We start from the raw sequence: 15,943 nt of genomic DNA on the forward strand, positions 1-15,943 counted from the left end.
AGTCCCCGTGGAGCGAGTCCCCGTGGAGCGAGTCCTCGTACGAACCCTCACAGCGTCACCACCATCGTCAGAAGCAGAGCAACCAGCAGCGAGTCGATCCGGTCCAGCAGCCCGCCGAACCCCGGCAGCCAGCTCCCCGCGTCCTTCACACCCGCCTCGCGCTTGACCATCGACTCCAGAAGATCCCCGAGTACGCAGCCGACGAGTACCGCGGCCCACAGCACGAGGGAGAACGCGCCGACCGCGGCCAGCGCCGCCGCGGTCGCCGCGGCGGCGCCCACCACACCCGCCCAGGTCTTGTTGGGGGAGAGGGGCGAGAGCGGCCGGGACAGCAGCCCCCTGCGGCCGAGCGCCGTACCCCCGCACCACGCGCCCACGTCCCCGAACGCCACCGCGACGCCCACCGCCACGGCAGTGTCGCCGAGCAGGACCAGCCCGCTGAGCGGGACGGGAATCCAGAGCAGCCCGAACACGGCCCGGCTCGCCCGCGTGAAGCCCCGCGCGGCATCTCCGGAGAAGAGGGCCACACCGGCGGCGACGACGAGCAGCACACCCGCTGTCCGCAGATCCAGGGCGCCGGGCGCGGCCCAGGCGATGCCCGGCACCGCCACGGCGGAGCCCCCGAGCACCGCGCGCTCGCCCCGCGGCAGACCCGCCATCCGCGCGTACTCGCCCACGGCGACCACTCCCAGCCCTGCCGCGAGCGCGAACGCCCCCGCCTGCCCGAGGAAGAACGCCCCAAGGAAGAGCGGCGCGGCCAGCGCCCAGGTCCGCCACCGCTTGCGCAGCTCGCCCCGCACCCGCACCCGCGAGGGCAGGACGGCCACGGCCACTCCACCGACACCGAGCACTCCGGCGACGACGGGCACAGCGCGCCCGGCGACTTCCCCGGCGACGAAGGCGGCGCTCATCGCTTGCTCCAGAGGGGAGTTGAAGCCATGTGCGGCTCCGGGCGCAGGCCTGCGAGGTGCGGTACCGCGGTCGCGGTCGCGGCCGAGCCCGCGCCGAGCACCGAGACGACCATGGGCACGGCCCGCCCGGCGACTTCCCCGGCGCCTTCCCCGGCGACGAAGGCGGCGCTCATCGCTGCCCCTCCGGCCGAGTCGGGCCCAACTCCCGCCACAGCCGCGCCAGTCGCAGCCCCGCCGTGAGCACCGAGCCCGCGGCGATCGCCACGAGCACCAAGACGGCCCAGCCGGAGGCCGCCGCCAGGATCGCGAGGGCGCAGCGCTCCGTCTTGCCCACCGGGCCCCCGTTCAGGCGGGGTGCGCCCGCCGCCGTGCCCGCGAGCGATACCCAGGAAGGCAGCGTCGCCGCGAGGCCCGCCGTAGCCACCAGCCACAGCGGGGCCAGGGTCAGGAAGCCCGCCAGCATGGCGAGGTCGGCCGCCCGGTCACCCAGTTCGTTCAGGAGCGCCCCGCGGCGCGTGGTGCGGCCCGTGTCGCGGGCCAGCGCCCCGTCGAGGTTCGCGCACGCGAGCCGGGCGGCGAGCAGCACGGCCACCGGGAGCGCGGCGAGCGGCACCGGCAGCCAAGCGAGTGCCGCCGCCGCGCCCGCCGCGCAGAGCACCCCCGCCACGGTGAGGGTGTCGGGCGACACCTCGCGGCGGACGAGCGCGCCGCGTACGCCGGACAACCGGTCCGCGTACCAGGGCTTGAGAGCGTAGAGGCCGTTCATGGCACTGACTCTGCCGCCGCCGGGGCCGCGGGCAAATCGGCGTGCGTACTCAAGTTCGGCCTGAGTACGGTGGTGGGGTGACCACGTTGCGTACGGCCCACACCTGCGATCTCGACCCCACCGAACTCCGCGCCGGCCGCGCCCTGATGGACGAGGCGTTCGACGGTGACTTCAGCGACACGGACTGGGACCACGGCCTCGGCGGCGTGCACGCCCTCGTGCACGACGACTCCGGCCTACTCCTCGCGCACGGCTCCGTGGTCCAGCGCCGGATCCTGCACAACGGCCGTTCACTGCGCATCGGTTACGTCGAAGCGGTCGCCGTCCGCCCGGACCGGCAGCGGGCGGGCCTCGGCGGCCGGGTGATGGGCGCCCTGGAGCGGGTGATCGACCGGGCGTACGCCCTGGGCGCGCTCTCGGCGTCGGACGAGGGGCAGCGGCTCTACCTCGCGCGCGGCTGGCAGGAGTGGAAGGGTGCGGTCGGCGCCCTCGGCCCCGAGGGCGTGGTCCACATGCCGGATGAGGAGCCCCCGCTGCTCTGGGGCGCCGACCTCGATCCGGTGCACGAACTGCTCGTCGACTGGCGCGACGGGGACATTTTCTAGCCTTCGTCCCGGGGCCACCACCATCACCGTCCGCGCCCTGATCCGCGAGCTCAGAGCGGCCAGATGAGGGGCGTGGAGTGAAGCCCGTCTCAGATAGTAGGAAGTCCGAGTAATTGTGGAGACAGACGCTCCGTCCTCGCTTAGCTTTGTAGGAGCCGAACGTCTCGCTCGATCAAGCGAATGGCGGTCGTGAGCCGGAGCCCCACGCAGGCAACCCCTGCGGCTCCGCCGCTCCCCGCCTCTCCGGCGTCTCGAAATACCCCCTTCCCTCAAGGAGTGGATCTCCCATGGCCGAGACGACCGCACGCCGAGTCCGACACGCCTCCCGTACAACCGATTCCGAGCGCAAGAACGCCGCGGCGGCCTTGCAGCGCGCCCTCGACCGCAGGGACAACGGTGGCGAGACGGGTCACTGAGAAACCCGCCCCGCCCCTGAGTCCCTACTTGCCGCGCACCACCTCGAAGTGGTCCACGCGCTCTCCGCTCTCGGCGAGCGCGGAGACCGTCAGCTTCGGGTGCGCGCCGGCCGTCACCTCCACCGCGAGGAACGAGAAGCCGGTGTACCGCACCCGTGACCAATCCACTGTGTCCGGGTTGGCGACGCGTGACTTCGTCCAGTGGAACGACAGGATCGAATCGCGGTCGTTGACGTTCCCCTCGTAGCTGTCCTTCACGCCGGTCGGGAAGTCGTAGAGGTCCTTGCCCGCGCCGCCCGCGGTGACGTACACGATGCCGTCGCGCGTCGGATCGGTCGACGCGCCGACCGGCACGGGCTTGCCGACCTCACCGCCCTTGATCGCGTCCGTGCGCTCGTAGACGTGGTTGTGGCCGTTGACGACCAGGTCCACCTGGTGCTTGGTGAAGAGGTCCAGCCACGCGTCGCGCACCCCGCCGTCCGAGGCGTGCGTCGCCGTCGAGTACATGCAGTGGTGGAAGAAGACCACGATGAAGTCGATGGCCTCGTCCGCCCGCAGTGCGCCGAGGCGCCTGTCCAGCCAGGCGGTCTGCTTGCCGTCCGTGTAGCCCTTGTTGGCGGGGATCTCGTACGAGACGTCGTTCGCGTCGAGGGCGACGACGCCGACATTGCCGTACGTGAAGGAGTAGACGCCCGGCGCGCTCTTCGGGTCGAAGCCGTTCTCGGGGAGCGACCAGCGCGCGGACTGGCCGCCGTAGCCGTTCGGCGAGTACCACGCCTCCATGTCGTGGTTGCCGGTCGTCACCATCCACGGGACCGACTTCGCCACGGACTCCGTCTGCGCGAGGAAGGTGTCCCACACGCGCGCGTCGTATGTGTCGGACTCCTTGCCGTGCCCGGTGCTGTCCGCGTAGCAGATGTCGCCCGCGTGCAGATGGAAGGACGGGTTCTGGCCCAGGATCAGCTGGTCGTTGGCGAGCGCGTCGTAGCTCACGCCCTGGTCGCCGAAGGCCGTGAAGACGAACTTCTCCGGTGTCGCGGGCGCCGTGCGGAAGGAGCCGATGGTCCCCATCCGCTCGGGTGAGGCCGGGTCGAAGCCGTCGTGGCCGACGCCGTAGTAGTACGTCGTGCCGGGCTGCAGGCCGTCGAGCGCCGCGTGCAGGTAGTACTGCTCGACTGCGGGCAGCTTCTTCGACAGGGACGGGGTGTGCAGGTCGCGCACCTCCGCCTCGATTTTGCGGCTCAGCTCCCAGGGCTTCGAACCCACCCGCAGATAGGGGGACTTGACGGCGAACGGCACCTGCCAGGAGACCCGCATCTGCGTCTTCGGGTCGGCGCCGAAGGCGAGATGCCGGGCGAAGGGGGCCACCAGCTTTCCGTCGACCCTGACGGGCGCGGACGTTGCGGACGTCGCGGACGGCGCGGACGTCGCGGTGAGCGGGCTCGACGCCGACGTGCCCTCGCCGTGGGCGCTGCCCGAGCTGCCGGCGAGCAGGCCTATGCCGCCGACCGTGCCGGCCGTGGCGAACGAACTGGCGAGGACCTTGCGGCGGGAGAACTTCCTGCGCAGGTACTCGTGCTGCTCGGGCATGCTCATCCCGGCCGCGAGCTGCTCCGGTATGCCGACGTTGGGGGTGTCCATGTCCATAGAACTTCCCGGTGACGCGCAACTCCCGCCAGACCTGAGGGTAAAGAGAGAGTGGCCATGTGGTGGCGCCCCCATGGCGCGACCAGGAGTGTCCGCATGCCGGACTGCTTGTGTCATCCCCTGGGACGGGGCGTAGGGTGCATGCATGTCTCGCAGCATCAATCTCGCAGTGATCCCCGGTGATGGAATCGGCCAGGAAGTCGTGGCCCAGGGGCTCAAGGTCCTCAATGCCGTCCTCCCGCAGGATGTGAAGCTGGAGACCAAGGAGTTCGACTTCGGCGCCAAGCGGTACCACGCGACCGGTGAGACCCTAACCGACGCCGACACCGATGCCCTCAAGCAGTACGACGCGATCCTCCTCGGCGCGATCGGCGACCCCTCGGTCCCGTCCGGCGTCCTGGAGCGCGGCTTCCTGCTGAAGCTCCGCTTCCTCTTCGACCACCACGTCAACCTGCGGCCCTCCAAGCTGCTCCCGGGTGTGGCGACCCCCCTCAAGGGCCAGCCCGAGATCGACTTCATCGTCGTACGCGAGGGAACCGAGGGCCCGTACACGGGCAACGGAGGCTCGATCCGCACCGGCACCCCGCACGAGGTGGCCACCGAGGTCTCCGTCAACACCGCGTTCGGTGTGGAGCGCGTGGTCCGTGACGCGTTCGCCCGCGCCCAGGCCCGCCCGCGCAAGAAGCTGACGCTGGTCCACAAGAACAACGTCCTCGCGTACGCGGGTCACCTCTGGACGAACGTGTTCAACCAGGTGGCCAAGGAGTTCCCGGACGTCACCACCGACTACATCCACGTCGACGCCGCGACGATCTACCTCGTCACCGACCCGGCCCGCTTCGACGTGATCGTCACCGACAACCTCTTCGGCGACATCATCACCGACCTCGCCGCTGCCGTCTCCGGCGGCATCGGCGTCGCGGCGTCGGGCAACATCAACCCGAGCCGCGAGTTCCCCTCGATGTTCGAGCCCGTGCACGGCTCGGCGCCGGACATCGCGGGCCAGGGCAAGGCCGACCCGTCGGCCACCGTCCTGTCCGTCGCCCTGCTCCTGCGCCACCTCGGTTACGAGGACGAGGCGGGGCGCATCGAGACGGCCGTATCGGCCGACCTCGTGGAGCGCGGCGAAACGGTCCGCACGACCGAGCAGATCGGCGACGCGCTCGCCGTACGAGTAGCGGGCTGACCCGGTAGCTCGTCCTTACGACACAGAAGCCGCCGGGTCCGGTACACGACCCGGCGGCTTCTCGTATGCGGCTCCGGGTGCCACCATCGACCCCTGGGCCGCATTCACGCTGTTTCTTCCTCGGCGCCACGCGAGCGATAATCGAACGTGGGGCCGCGGAATGCAGGGTTACTCGGACGTCCTAGTACGAGAAGTACAGGCGTGAGCGCGGTCCGTCACCATCACACCGTGAAGGACTAGTACTCATGACGACGACGCCGACACCCACGATCGAGCTCAAGCCCACCTCGAGCCCGCTGTCCAAGGCGGAGCGCGAGGCGATTTTGGCCAACCCCGGGTTCGGTCGCCACTTCACCGATCACATGGTGACGATCAAGTGGACGGAAGGGCGCGGCTGGCACGACGGCCAGCTCGTGCCGTACGGCCCGCTCTCCCTCGACCCGGCGACCAACGTCCTGCACTACGCGCAGGAGATCTTCGAGGGCCTGAAGGCCTACCGTCAGCCCGACGGCTCGGTGGCCTCCTTCCGCCCCGACGCCAACGCGGAGCGCTTCCAGCGGTCGGCGCGGCGCCTCGCGATGCCGGAGCTGCCGGTCGAGACGTTCATCGAGGCGTGCGACGCGCTGGTCAAGCAGGACAAGGCGTGGGTGCCGGCGCACGGTGGTGAGGAGTCGCTCTACCTGCGGCCCTTCATGATCGCGAGCGAGGTCGGTCTGGGCGTGAAGCCCGCCAACGAGTACCTCTTCATCGTCATCGCCTCGCCCGCGGGCGCGTACTTCCCCGGCGGCGTCAAGCCCGTCTCGATCTGGCTGTCGGAGGACCGCGTGCGCGCCGTCCCCGGCGGTGTCGGCGATGCCAAGACCGGCGGCAACTACGCGGCGTCCCTGCTCGCGCAGGCCGAGGCGGCGGAGATGGGCTGCGACCAGGTCGCCTACCTGGACGCCGTGGAGCACAAGTGGGTCGAGGAGCTCGGCGGCATGAACCTGTACTTCGTGTACGGGGACAAGATCGTCACGCCGACTCTGACCGGTTCGCTGCTCGCCGGAATCACCCGTGACTCGCTGCTCACGGTCGCCCAGGACCTCGGCTACAAGTCGGAGGAGACCCGGGTCTCGATCGACCAGTGGCAGGCGGACACCTCCGAGGGCACGCTGACGGAGGTCTTCGCGTGCGGCACCGCGGCGGTGATCACTCCCGTGGGCACGGTCAAGTGCCGTTCGGGCGAGTGGACGCAGAGCGGCGGCGAGCCGGGCCCGGTCACGATGAAGCTGCGCGAGGCGCTGCTTGACGTCCAGCGCGGGACGGCGGAGGACCGGCACGGCTGGATGCACGACCTCGGCTGAGGGTTCCCTGCGGGGCTGGAGCGGGGATCGGCGCGGGTCCGCCGTCTTGGGTGCGGGGCCGCGCCGGTATGTCCGTCCTCGCTAGCGTCCGGTGGCCGCGTGGCTGCTTCGGCTCCGGAGCCTTCGGGAGCCGTGCTCCGGGCAGACATACCGGCACGCCCCCTCGCGAGCGCTGCCGACTGCGGGTGCATGCGTGCTGCGGGTGCATGCGTGCTGCGGGGGCGGCCCGTGTGTGGGTGCGGGGCCGCGCCGGTATGTCCGTCCTCGCTATCGTCCGGTGGCCGCGTGGCTGCTTCGGCTCCGGAGCCTTCGGGAGCCGTGCTCCGGGCAGACATACCGGCACGCCCCCTCCCGAGCGCTGCCGACTGCGGGTGCATGCGGCCCGCCCCCCGCCCGCCACGTCCACTAGACGGATCATCGCCCCCCGCCCGCCACGTCCACTAGACGGATCATCGACCCCCGCCCGCCACGTCCACTAGACGGATCATCGACCCCCGCCCGCCCACCCCCTGTCGCTGCGGGGTGATCGGGTGGGTGGGCGGGAAAGGTTTGTTCGGTCAGGGTTGGATGCGGGGTGATCGGGTGGGTGGGCGGGAAGGGCCCGTTCGGGCAGGTAAGGCCGCGGGTGAGCTGATCAAGGGGCAACGCTGACCGCAGGGCCCTCCTCCGCAGCCCCAGCCCCAGCCCCAGCGGCAGCGACAGGCTCCGGAGCCCGCCCCCGCTCAAGGGCCACGTACGCCACGCCCCCCACCACCCCCGACAGCAGGAAACTGCAGTCCACCCCACCCGTCAGGGAGAGCAGCGGCCCCTCGTAGGAGGGGAGCGAGACCGCCGCGAGCCCGACCACCGCACCCAGCGCCCAGCTCACCGTCGCTGGGACGTTCCAGCCGCCCCGGTACCAGTAGATCCCGCCCCTGGAACGGCGGTTGAAGACCTGGAGCGCCTCCGCGTCGTACACGCCACCGCAGCGCGCGAAGCCGATCAGGGTGATCACCGCCCACGGCGTACCGATCGCCGTGAGGAGGAGGACGAAGGACGTCATCGCGTCCTGCGCCTCCCACGCGTAGTGGCCCACGAACACGCACCCCGTGGCCACCACCGCCACCGTGTACGTCGCGCGGGCCCGCGAAGCCCGCGGCAGGATCGCGTCCAGGTCGAGGCCCATCGAGTACAGCATCAGGCCCGCGTTGCCGACCGAGCCCGCGGAGGCGGCGAGCAGGAGGGGGGTCAAGTACCAGGAGGGGGACGCCGAGACCAGCGGCCCCGCGTAGTCGAGCGCCGCACCCGCCGCGTACGCCGTGAACGTACCGAAGAGTTGGGGGACCAGGAGTCCGGCGAGCAGGCCGATCCATGACGCCCTCAGCACCGTGCGCGAGCTGTGCCGGGCGGGCGAGACGTACCGCGTGTAGTCGCCCAGCAGCGTGATGAACGCGATCGGGCCGCTGAGGCCCGCCGCCACCAGGGCGAGCAGCCACGTCGGCCAGAACGAGCCGAGGAGGTAGCCGCCCGCCTCGGGGAGGGCGGAGGTGGTGAAGTCGGGGGCGTAGGCCACCGCCCCGAGGATCAGCAGCGCCGTCATGCCGACCGCGAGGACGCGCGAGAGGCGCAGCAGGACCCGGTAGCCGTACACCGCCGCCGTCATCGTGGCGGCAGCGAGGAGCGCGTACACGACTCCGTACGAGAGGCCGCTGGAGGGGAGTCCCGTCAGGCGGTGCAGGACGCCCACCATCACGTCGCCGCCGATCCAGATGGTCAGCGCGGTGTATCCGAGGGAGAGCAGGAGGCCGACGATCGAGCCGACCAGGCGGCCCCGCACACCGAACTGGGCGCCGGAGGACGTGGAGAGGTTCGTGCCCGTGCGCAGCGAGACCAGGGCCAGGGGCGCCGTGAGAGCCGTACCGATCACCGTGCCCGCCACCACGGACGTCACGGATGCCCACCAGCCGAGGCCGAACGACACCGGCAGCCAGCCGAAGACGATCACCCCGAGGCAGAGGTTGGAGCCGAGCAGGATCGAGATGAGATCGCGGGGGCCGCTGGTGCGTTCCCCGTCCGGGATGGTGTCGACTCCGCGCTGTTCTATCGGCATGAGGGTGCCCCTGACGCTCGATCGTGGCCGCCTGCGCACACAGGCCGCCGTCCGACTGTTTGAGTGCCGCTCAATGTGACCTGAGTCAAGGTCGCACGTCAATGTTTCCGTCAGATGAATCTCATGGTTAGAGTGGTGTTCAAACGATGGAGGTGTGGTGGCGTGCGGCTTACTCCCACGGAACGCGACCGGCTGCTGCTCTTCGGGGCGGCCGAGCTGGCCAGGGCCCGCAAGGCGCGCGGCCTGAGACTGAACGTCCCCGAGGCGACCGCGCTGATCGCGGACACGGTGTGCGAGGCGGCCCGCGACGGCGCCAGGCTCGCCGAGGCGATCGAGCGTGCGCGCTCGGTGCTCGGGCCCGACGACGTCCTGCCGGGCGTCGCGGACGTGGTGACCGAGGTGCATGTGGAAGCCGTCTTCGACGACGGATCCCGGCTCGCGGTCGTCGCGGAGCCGATCGGGGAGGGGCTGGGGAGCGAGGCTCCGGGGGCGCTGCTGCCCGGACCCGAGCACGAGGACCTCGCGCCGGCCCTGAAGCTCACGGTGCGCAACACGGCCACCGTGCCCGTCTCCGTCACCTCGCACTTCCACTTCTTCGAGGCCAACCCCCGGCTCGACTTCGACCGGGCGGCCGCGTACGGCCTGCGTCTTGCCGTGCCCGCCGGGTCCTCGGTCCGCTTCGGGCCCGGCGAGAGCGCCGAGGTCGGGCTGCTTCCGATCGGTGGCGAACGGATCGCGATCGGCTTCGCCGGCCTGGTCGACGGCCCGCTGGACGCCCCGGGCGCCCGCGAAGAGGCCCTGCGCCGCGCCGCCGCCTGCGGCTACCTCGGCATACCGGAAACCACTGAGCAGGAGGTCGAGCGATGAGCCGCCCCGGAGGTCACCCCGCGGAACCACGCCGCCTCACCCCGTACGAGTACGCCGCCACGCACGGCCCCCGAGCCGGCGACCACGTCCGGCTCGGTGATTCGGGCCTCACGGTCCGCGTCGAGTCCGACTCGCAGCGGTACGGCGACGAGTTCCTCGCCGGGTTCGGCAAGACCGCCCGTGACGGTCTGCATCTGAAGGCCGCCGCCGTCCGTGAGACCTGTGACGTCGTGATCAGCAATGTGCTGGTGATCGACGCCGTGCAGGGCATCCGCAAGGTGTCCATCGGGATCCGGGAAGGCCGTATCCACGCGATCGGGCGGGCCGGCAATCCCGACACCCTCGACGGCGTCGACGTCGTCGTCGGAACCGGCACGTCCATCGTCTCGGGCGAGGGGCTCATCGCCACCGCCGGAGCCGTGGACACCCACGTCCACCTGCTCTCGCCGCGCATCATGGAGGCATCCCTCGCCTCAGGCGTCACCACGATCATCGGGCAGGAGTTCGGGCCCGTGTGGGGCGTCGGCGTCAACTCGCCCTGGGCGCTGAAGCACGCGTTCAACGCCTTCGACGCCTGGCCGGTCAACATCGGCTTCCTCGGCCGGGGTTCGTCCTCGCACGACGCCCCGCTCATCGAGGCGCTCGCCGAGGGCGGCGCATCGGGCTTCAAGGTGCACGAGGACATGGGCGCGCACACGCGTGCCCTGGACACCGCGCTGCGCGTCGCCGAGGAACATGACGTCCAAGTCGCCCTGCACAGCGACGGGTTGAACGAGTGTCTTTCCGTCGAGGACACCCTGAAGGTCCTCGAAGGCCGCACCATCCACGCCTTCCACATCGAAGGGTGCGGCGGCGGTCACGTCCCGAACGTCCTGAAGATGGCGGGCGTGCCGAACGTGATCGGCTCCTCCACCAACCCCACGCTGCCCTTCGGGCGCGACGCCGTCGCCGAGCACTACGGCATGATCGTCTCGGTCCACGACCTGAAGACCGACCTGCCGGGCGACGCGGCCATGGCCCGAGACCGCATCCGCGCCGGCACCATGGGCGCGGAGGACGTGCTGCACGACCTGGGTGCCATCGGCATCACCTCGTCCGACGCGCAGGGCATGGGGCGCGCGGGCGAGACCGTACGCAGGACCTTCGCGATGGCCGGGAAGATGAAGGCCGACTTCGGCCCCATGGACGGGGACGGCGCGGCCGACGACAACGCGCGCGTCCTGCGCTACATGGCCAAGCTGACCATCAACCCCGCCATCGCCCACGGCCTCGCCCACGAGGTCGGCTCCATCGAGGTCGGCAAGATGGCCGACATCGTGCTCTGGCGGCCCGAATACTTCGGCGCCAAGCCGCAGTTGGTTCTGAAGTCCGGCTTCCCGGCCTATGGCGTCGTGGGCGATCCGAACGCCGCGACCGACACCTGCGAACCCCTCGTCCTCGGGCCGCAGTTCGGCTCGTACGGCGCGACACCCGCCGACATCTCCGTGGCCTTCGTGGCGCAGGCCGCCGTCGACCAGGGAAACGACAAGATGCCGACCCGGCGGCGCCGCGTCGCCGTGCGGGGCACCCGGGGCATCGGCCCCGCCGACCTGCGGCTCAACTCCCGCACCGGCTCCATCGACGTCGACCAGCGCTCGGGCCTCGTCACGCTCGACGGCGACCCGGTGCGCTCCGAGCCCGCCGACTCGGTCTCGCTCAACCGTCTCTACTTCCTGTAGTTCCCTCCGTCGGTCCCTCCGGCAGCGCTCCCGTCAGTCCTCCCGTCAGTCCTCCCGTCAGTCCTCCTTGAAGTCCTTCCATAGGGATCACCATGACCTTCCACATGCCCGCCGAGTGGGCCCCGCACGAGCGCACCTGGATGGCCTGGCCGGGCCCCAACCCGACCTTCACCAACGAGCGCGAGCTCGCCGAGGGCCGGGCAGCCTGGGCGGCCGTCGCCCGTGCCGTACGCCGCTTCGAACCGGTGACGATGGTCGTCGGCACCGGCCAGAGCGAGTCGGCCCGCGCGCTCCTCGGCCCGGACATCGAGCTCGTCGAGCGCGATCTCGACGACGCGTGGATGCGGGACATCGGCCCCACCTTCGTACGCGACGGAGACCAACTGGCCGCCGTGGACTGGATCTTCAACGGCTGGGGCGGCCAGGACTGGGCCCGCTGGGAGCACGACGCGAAGATCGCCCGCCATGTCGCCGACCTGGCGCAGGTACCCGTCCACTCCTCGCCCCTGGTCAACGAGGGCGGCGGCATCCACGTCGACGGCGAGGGCACGGTCCTGCTGACCGACACGGTCCAGCTCGACCCGGGACGCAATCCGGGGCTGACGCGCGAGCAGGCCGAGGCGGCGATCCACGCCCGCATCGGCACGAGCAAGGCGATCTGGCTCCCGAAGGGCCTGACCGGGGACTACGGCCAGTTCGGCACCCGGGGACATGTCGACATCGTCGCCGCCTTCGCGGCGCCCGGCATCGTCCTCGTGCACTCGCAGCAGGACCCCGCCCACCCGGACTTCGAGGTCAGCAAGGAGATCATCGGGGTTCTGCGCGGGCAGACCGACGCCCGGGGCCGCACCCTGCAGATCGTCGAGGTGCCCGCGCCGACCGTCCTCACCGACGACGAGGGCTGGGTCGACTACTCCTACATCAACCACTACCTCTGCAACGGCGGCGTCGTCCTGTGCGCCTTCGACGACCCGCGCGACGAGATCGCCGCGGGCATCTTCCGCCGTCTCTTCCCGGAGCGGACCGTGACGCTCGTGGACGCCCGTACGATCTTTGCCGGGGGTGGTGGCATCCACTGCATCACCCAGCAGCAGCCGAGGATCTAGCTCACCAGAGCTGGTGACAGACGAACAACCGCAGGAGTTTCCGTGGCCGAGGCCGCCCGCCGGAAGAACGCACCACCGCGCGAGGACGTGCTTGCCGCTGCCATGGAGATGATCGCCGAGCGCGGCCTGGAGAAACTGACCATGGCCGCGCTCGGCCGTGAGGTCGGCATGAGCAGCGGTCACCTCCTCTACTACTTCCGCACCAAGGACGAGCTCCTCCTGCGCACCCTGGAGTGGAGCGAGTCCGCGCTCGGCGCCGAGCGCGGCCGGCTGCTCGCCCGGCAGGGCACGGCACGCGAGCGGCTCGACGCGTACGTCGATCTGTACGTCCCCGACGCGCCCGGCGACCCCCACTGGACGCTCTGGCTGGAGGTCTGGAACCGCTCCCTGAACGCCGACGAGGACGAGCGCGACCGCCAGGTCGCCATCGAGAGCGCCTGGCACCGCGACCTGGTGGCGCTGCTCGCCGAAGGCGTGTCACGGGGCGAGTTCGGGCCCCTGGACCCCGACCGGTTCGCGGCCAGGCTGCGGGCGCTGCTCGACGGGTTCTCCATCCACGTGGCGATCGGCCTGCGCGGCACGGGGCGTGACCAAATCCTCGCGCACGTACGGGAGTTCCTGGACGGAGCGCTCGTCTTCGGACCCCAGGACCCGGTGACCCCCGTCTAGGTTGTACGCGTTCCTGCGGATTGTGTGTTTCCTGGCGGTGCGCTTGTATCCCCGTGGGCCTTCGGTACGGGGCCGGGGGGAACGACAGGTTTTGGGGGAAGCCATGTCCACTGCCAGGCGTGTGTCCTTGAGCGCCCTGCTGATCGCGGCGCTCGGCACCACCGTGTTACCGGCCGCGGCGCGGGCCGCGCCGCACAAGCCGCCGGCACCGAAGGTGGAGCGCGTGAGCGTCGCCGCCGACGGGGCCGAGGGGGACGGGCCTTCGAGGACGGCCTCCATCACGAGCGACGGCCGGTACGTCGCGTTCTGGAGCGACGCGGAGACCCTGACGCCGGATCCCTACCAGGGGCCGTACGACTACGGGCACGTGCGCGACCTGAAGACCGGCGAGGTCACCCGGATCAAGAACTCCATGGGCGCCCCCTCCCTCAGTGACGACGGGCGGTACGCCGCCCACACCGGCTGGGGCAGTCACGGCATCAACGTCTTCCTCACCGATCTGAGCACGGGGCAGATCAAGCAGATCGACGGCAGGGGCTTCAAGTACAGCGCGTCCTCTCCGGACATCAGCGCGAACGGCCGCTACGTCGCCTACGACCTGCAGCCACAGCATCCCGGGGACCCGCAGCGGGTCGAGGTCTACGACCGCGAGAACGACACCCGCGAGGTCATCAGCGACGGACCCCCGGACGCGGCCCGCGACATGGTGGACCCGTCCATCAGTGGCGACGGCCGCTACGTCGCCTACGAGGACAAGGGCATCGGCCAGGTCCGGCTCCGCGACCGTACGACCGGCAGCCTCGCCCGCATCGACGACGGTACCCCGTCCACGCTGACGCAGATCAGCGACAACGGCCGCACGGCCGTCATGGAAGGGGCGGACGGCTCCTACGTACGCGACCTGCGGACCGGGAGGATCCAGCGCGTCGAGGATAGCCGCATCAGCGCCGTCAGCCCCGACGGGCGCCAAGTCCTGAGCGGTGACGGCCAGTCCAAGCTGTGGCTGCGGAACCTGCGCGGCGGCCACCAGGTCGCCGTGGGCCACGGCGCCGGTGGCGGGATCGCGGACAAGGGACGCGGTGTCGTCTTCTCCACGGCGGACGCGGATGTCGTGCCTGGCGACACGAACGGTCTGAGCGACGTCTTCAAGTGGACGCCGCGCTGACAGTTCCGCAAGTAGCGCAACCATCAGCGCATCTCGCGCATCACAGACAATGCACGCACGGAACGCCGCGTCGCACCAAAGGCGGCATCCGCACCGAACACCGAGCAATCACGGGGGATTTGACCATGCACAGCACCAAGCGCCGCGCCGCTCTGGCCGCCGCCGCACTCGTCGCCGCGGTCACGGCAGGCACCCTGCCGGCCGCGTCCGCGGCACCCGAGGCGTCCCGCACCGAGGGCGTCAGCGTCACGGCCGAGGGCAAGGCCGCCAACGACCGCTCCGCGGGGTCCGTGATCAGCCGAAACAGCCGGTTCGCGGCCTTCGACTCCGAGGCCACCGATCTGGTCGCGGGCGACACCAACGGACTGAGCGACGTCTTCGTACGCGATCTGCGCACCGGCAAGACCGAGCGGATCGCCCTCGAAGGGCGTGACGTCAGGAGCCCATCGCTGAGCGCCGACGGGCGCTATGTCGCGATGATCACCAGCCCCGCGGACTCCTTCTCGGACGCCGACGTCCGGCTCTACGACCGCAGGACCAAGAAGGTCGAGCGGCTCGACGTCGAGCTGCCGGACGGTGCCGCCGGGGCGGGCACCGTCTCGCTGACGCCGAACGCCCGGTACGCCGTCTTCAACGTCGGCCGGCGCGCGGGCGGCCCCGGCGACATCGTCTTCCTGCGCGACCGGAAGACCGGCACGACGGAGCGGATCAGCGACGCCGACCCGGCCAGGGACGGCCGCACCGCGCACGGGGCCACCGTCAGCGACGACGGCAGCCGTGTCGTCTACGCGTACAACTACTTCAACGGCCCGCGCGGCGACGACTGGAGCGACGTCCTGCTGCGGGACCGCAGGACCGGTGAGCTGACGGAGGTCGACCGTTCGCACGACGGATCAAAGACGGAGAAGGAGTCCCTCGACCCGTCCATCAGCGGCAACGGCCGCACCGTCGTCTTCGAGTCCCGCGACACGCACCTCGTGCCGAACGACGACGACGTCGCCTGGAACGTCTTCGTGCACGACATCGCGTCCGGCGAGAACCAGCGCATCCACGGCACCCAGGGCGGCCCCGGCGAGGTCTACACCCGCGCGCCCGCGATCAGCGCCGACGGCCGCCGCCTGACGTTCATGTCGGAACTCGCCGAAGCCGGCTCCGAGTACGGCAAGGAATGGCCCGTCTACCTGCGGGACCTGAAGAAGGGCAGCACCACGCTCGTCACCCCGGACACCACGGGCGGCACGGCCACGGCGAAGGTCGCCCCCGGCGGAATCTCGGCGGACGGCCGCAGGGTCGCCTTCCTCTCCGGTGACGCGTCGCTCCTGAGCGGCGACACCAATGACGGCTACGACGCCTTCGTACGTCACATGCGCTGACACCGCACGTCACGCCTGCGGGCGGCGCGTCCCACGCGTCGCCCGCATCGTGAGACGGGGCGGCGCGTCGTGTGCGGGCTGT

The 15,943-nt window shown here is 70.9% G+C and carries 15 protein-coding genes; 10 read left to right on the forward strand and 5 right to left on the reverse strand.

What is annotated here, in order from left to right; translation table 11 throughout:
* Positions 1 to 47 precede the first annotated feature (47 nt).
* From ACZ5WE_RS26810 to ACZ5WE_RS26820, 3 genes are read right to left on the reverse strand one after another with little or no spacing between them, the layout of a single operon-like run.
* On the reverse strand, positions 48 to 911 hold the full coding sequence (locus ACZ5WE_RS26810; RefSeq protein WP_467693059.1) for a phosphatidate cytidylyltransferase: 864 nt from the start codon (positions 909 to 911) through the stop codon (positions 48 to 50).
* Positions 908 to 1,084, reverse strand: coding sequence for a hypothetical protein (locus ACZ5WE_RS26815; protein ID WP_467693057.1), 177 nt, complete (start codon positions 1,082 to 1,084; stop codon positions 908 to 910). The genes ACZ5WE_RS26810 and ACZ5WE_RS26815 overlap by 4 nt, the downstream gene beginning before the upstream one ends.
* Positions 1,081 to 1,677, reverse strand: coding sequence for a CDP-alcohol phosphatidyltransferase family protein (locus ACZ5WE_RS26820; RefSeq protein WP_467693055.1), 597 nt, complete (start codon positions 1,675 to 1,677; stop codon positions 1,081 to 1,083). The genes ACZ5WE_RS26815 and ACZ5WE_RS26820 overlap by 4 nt, the downstream gene beginning before the upstream one ends.
* Positions 1,678 to 1,712: 35 nt before the next feature.
* Here ACZ5WE_RS26820 and ACZ5WE_RS26825 point away from each other — a divergent pair, with 35 nt between their 5' ends.
* Both ACZ5WE_RS26825 and ACZ5WE_RS26830 read left to right on the forward strand, forming a co-directional pair.
* Positions 1,713 to 2,282: a GNAT family N-acetyltransferase gene (locus ACZ5WE_RS26825; RefSeq protein ID WP_467693222.1), complete on the forward strand. Its 570-nt coding sequence runs from the start codon at positions 1,713 to 1,715 to the stop codon at positions 2,280 to 2,282.
* Positions 2,283 to 2,569: 287 nt separating this feature from the next.
* On the forward strand, positions 2,570 to 2,698 hold the full coding sequence (locus tag ACZ5WE_RS26830; protein WP_367045152.1) for a hypothetical protein: 129 nt from the start codon (positions 2,570 to 2,572) through the stop codon (positions 2,696 to 2,698).
* Positions 2,699 to 2,722: 24 nt separating this feature from the next.
* Here the strand turns inward: ACZ5WE_RS26830 and ACZ5WE_RS26835 are convergent, their stop codons facing one another.
* Positions 2,723 to 4,339: a purple acid phosphatase family protein gene (locus ACZ5WE_RS26835; protein ID WP_467693054.1), complete on the reverse strand. Its 1,617-nt coding sequence runs from the start codon at positions 4,337 to 4,339 to the stop codon at positions 2,723 to 2,725.
* A 151-nt stretch (positions 4,340 to 4,490) separates the two neighbouring features.
* On the opposite strand from ACZ5WE_RS26835, the gene ACZ5WE_RS26840 reads away from it, so the two are divergent.
* Together ACZ5WE_RS26840 and ACZ5WE_RS26845 are read left to right on the forward strand one after the other, a co-directional pair.
* Positions 4,491 to 5,531, forward strand: a complete 1,041-nt coding sequence (locus ACZ5WE_RS26840) for a 3-isopropylmalate dehydrogenase (RefSeq protein WP_467693052.1) — start codon at positions 4,491 to 4,493, stop codon at positions 5,529 to 5,531.
* Between the two features lie 245 nt (positions 5,532 to 5,776).
* The gene (locus ACZ5WE_RS26845; protein ID WP_467693050.1) at positions 5,777 to 6,874 is read left to right on the forward strand and encodes a branched-chain amino acid aminotransferase; all 1,098 of its coding nucleotides are present in this window, start codon (positions 5,777 to 5,779) and stop codon (positions 6,872 to 6,874) included.
* Positions 6,875 to 7,508: 634 nt separating this feature from the next.
* On the opposite strand, the gene ACZ5WE_RS26850 is transcribed toward ACZ5WE_RS26845, so the two are convergent.
* Positions 7,509 to 8,963 (reverse strand): cytosine permease, encoded by a 1,455-nt coding sequence (locus ACZ5WE_RS26850; RefSeq protein ID WP_467693048.1) that lies wholly within the window; start codon positions 8,961 to 8,963, stop codon positions 7,509 to 7,511.
* Between the two features lie 162 nt (positions 8,964 to 9,125).
* Between ACZ5WE_RS26850 and ureA the strand changes: the two genes are divergently transcribed.
* The 6 genes from ureA (at position 9,126) to ACZ5WE_RS26880 (ending at position 15,861) form a co-directional block, all read left to right on the forward strand.
* The gene (ureA, locus tag ACZ5WE_RS26855) at positions 9,126 to 9,830 is read left to right on the forward strand and encodes an urease subunit gamma (protein ID WP_467693047.1); all 705 of its coding nucleotides are present in this window, start codon (positions 9,126 to 9,128) and stop codon (positions 9,828 to 9,830) included.
* Positions 9,827 to 11,548, forward strand: a complete 1,722-nt coding sequence (locus ACZ5WE_RS26860; RefSeq protein ID WP_467693045.1) for an urease subunit alpha — start codon at positions 9,827 to 9,829, stop codon at positions 11,546 to 11,548. Before ureA ends, ACZ5WE_RS26860 begins: the two co-directional genes overlap by 4 nt.
* Before the next feature lie 92 nt (positions 11,549 to 11,640).
* A complete protein-coding gene (locus ACZ5WE_RS26865; protein WP_467693043.1) occupies positions 11,641 to 12,654 on the forward strand; it encodes an agmatine deiminase family protein in 1,014 nt (337 codons plus the stop codon).
* 102 nt (positions 12,655 to 12,756) lie between these two features.
* Complete coding sequence (locus ACZ5WE_RS26870) at positions 12,757 to 13,323, forward strand: TetR/AcrR family transcriptional regulator (RefSeq protein ID WP_467693221.1); 567 nt, start codon at positions 12,757 to 12,759, stop codon at positions 13,321 to 13,323.
* Positions 13,324 to 13,426: 103 nt separating this feature from the next.
* Positions 13,427 to 14,488: a TolB family protein gene (locus ACZ5WE_RS26875; RefSeq protein WP_467693041.1), complete on the forward strand. Its 1,062-nt coding sequence runs from the start codon at positions 13,427 to 13,429 to the stop codon at positions 14,486 to 14,488.
* A 125-nt stretch (positions 14,489 to 14,613) separates the two neighbouring features.
* Entirely contained in the window at positions 14,614 to 15,861 is a 1,248-nt protein-coding gene (locus ACZ5WE_RS26880) for a TolB family protein (RefSeq protein ID WP_467693039.1), read from the forward strand.
* Positions 15,862 to 15,943: the final 82 nt, after the last annotated feature.

The organism is Streptomyces sp. NPDC033180 (genome assembly GCF_055577645.1).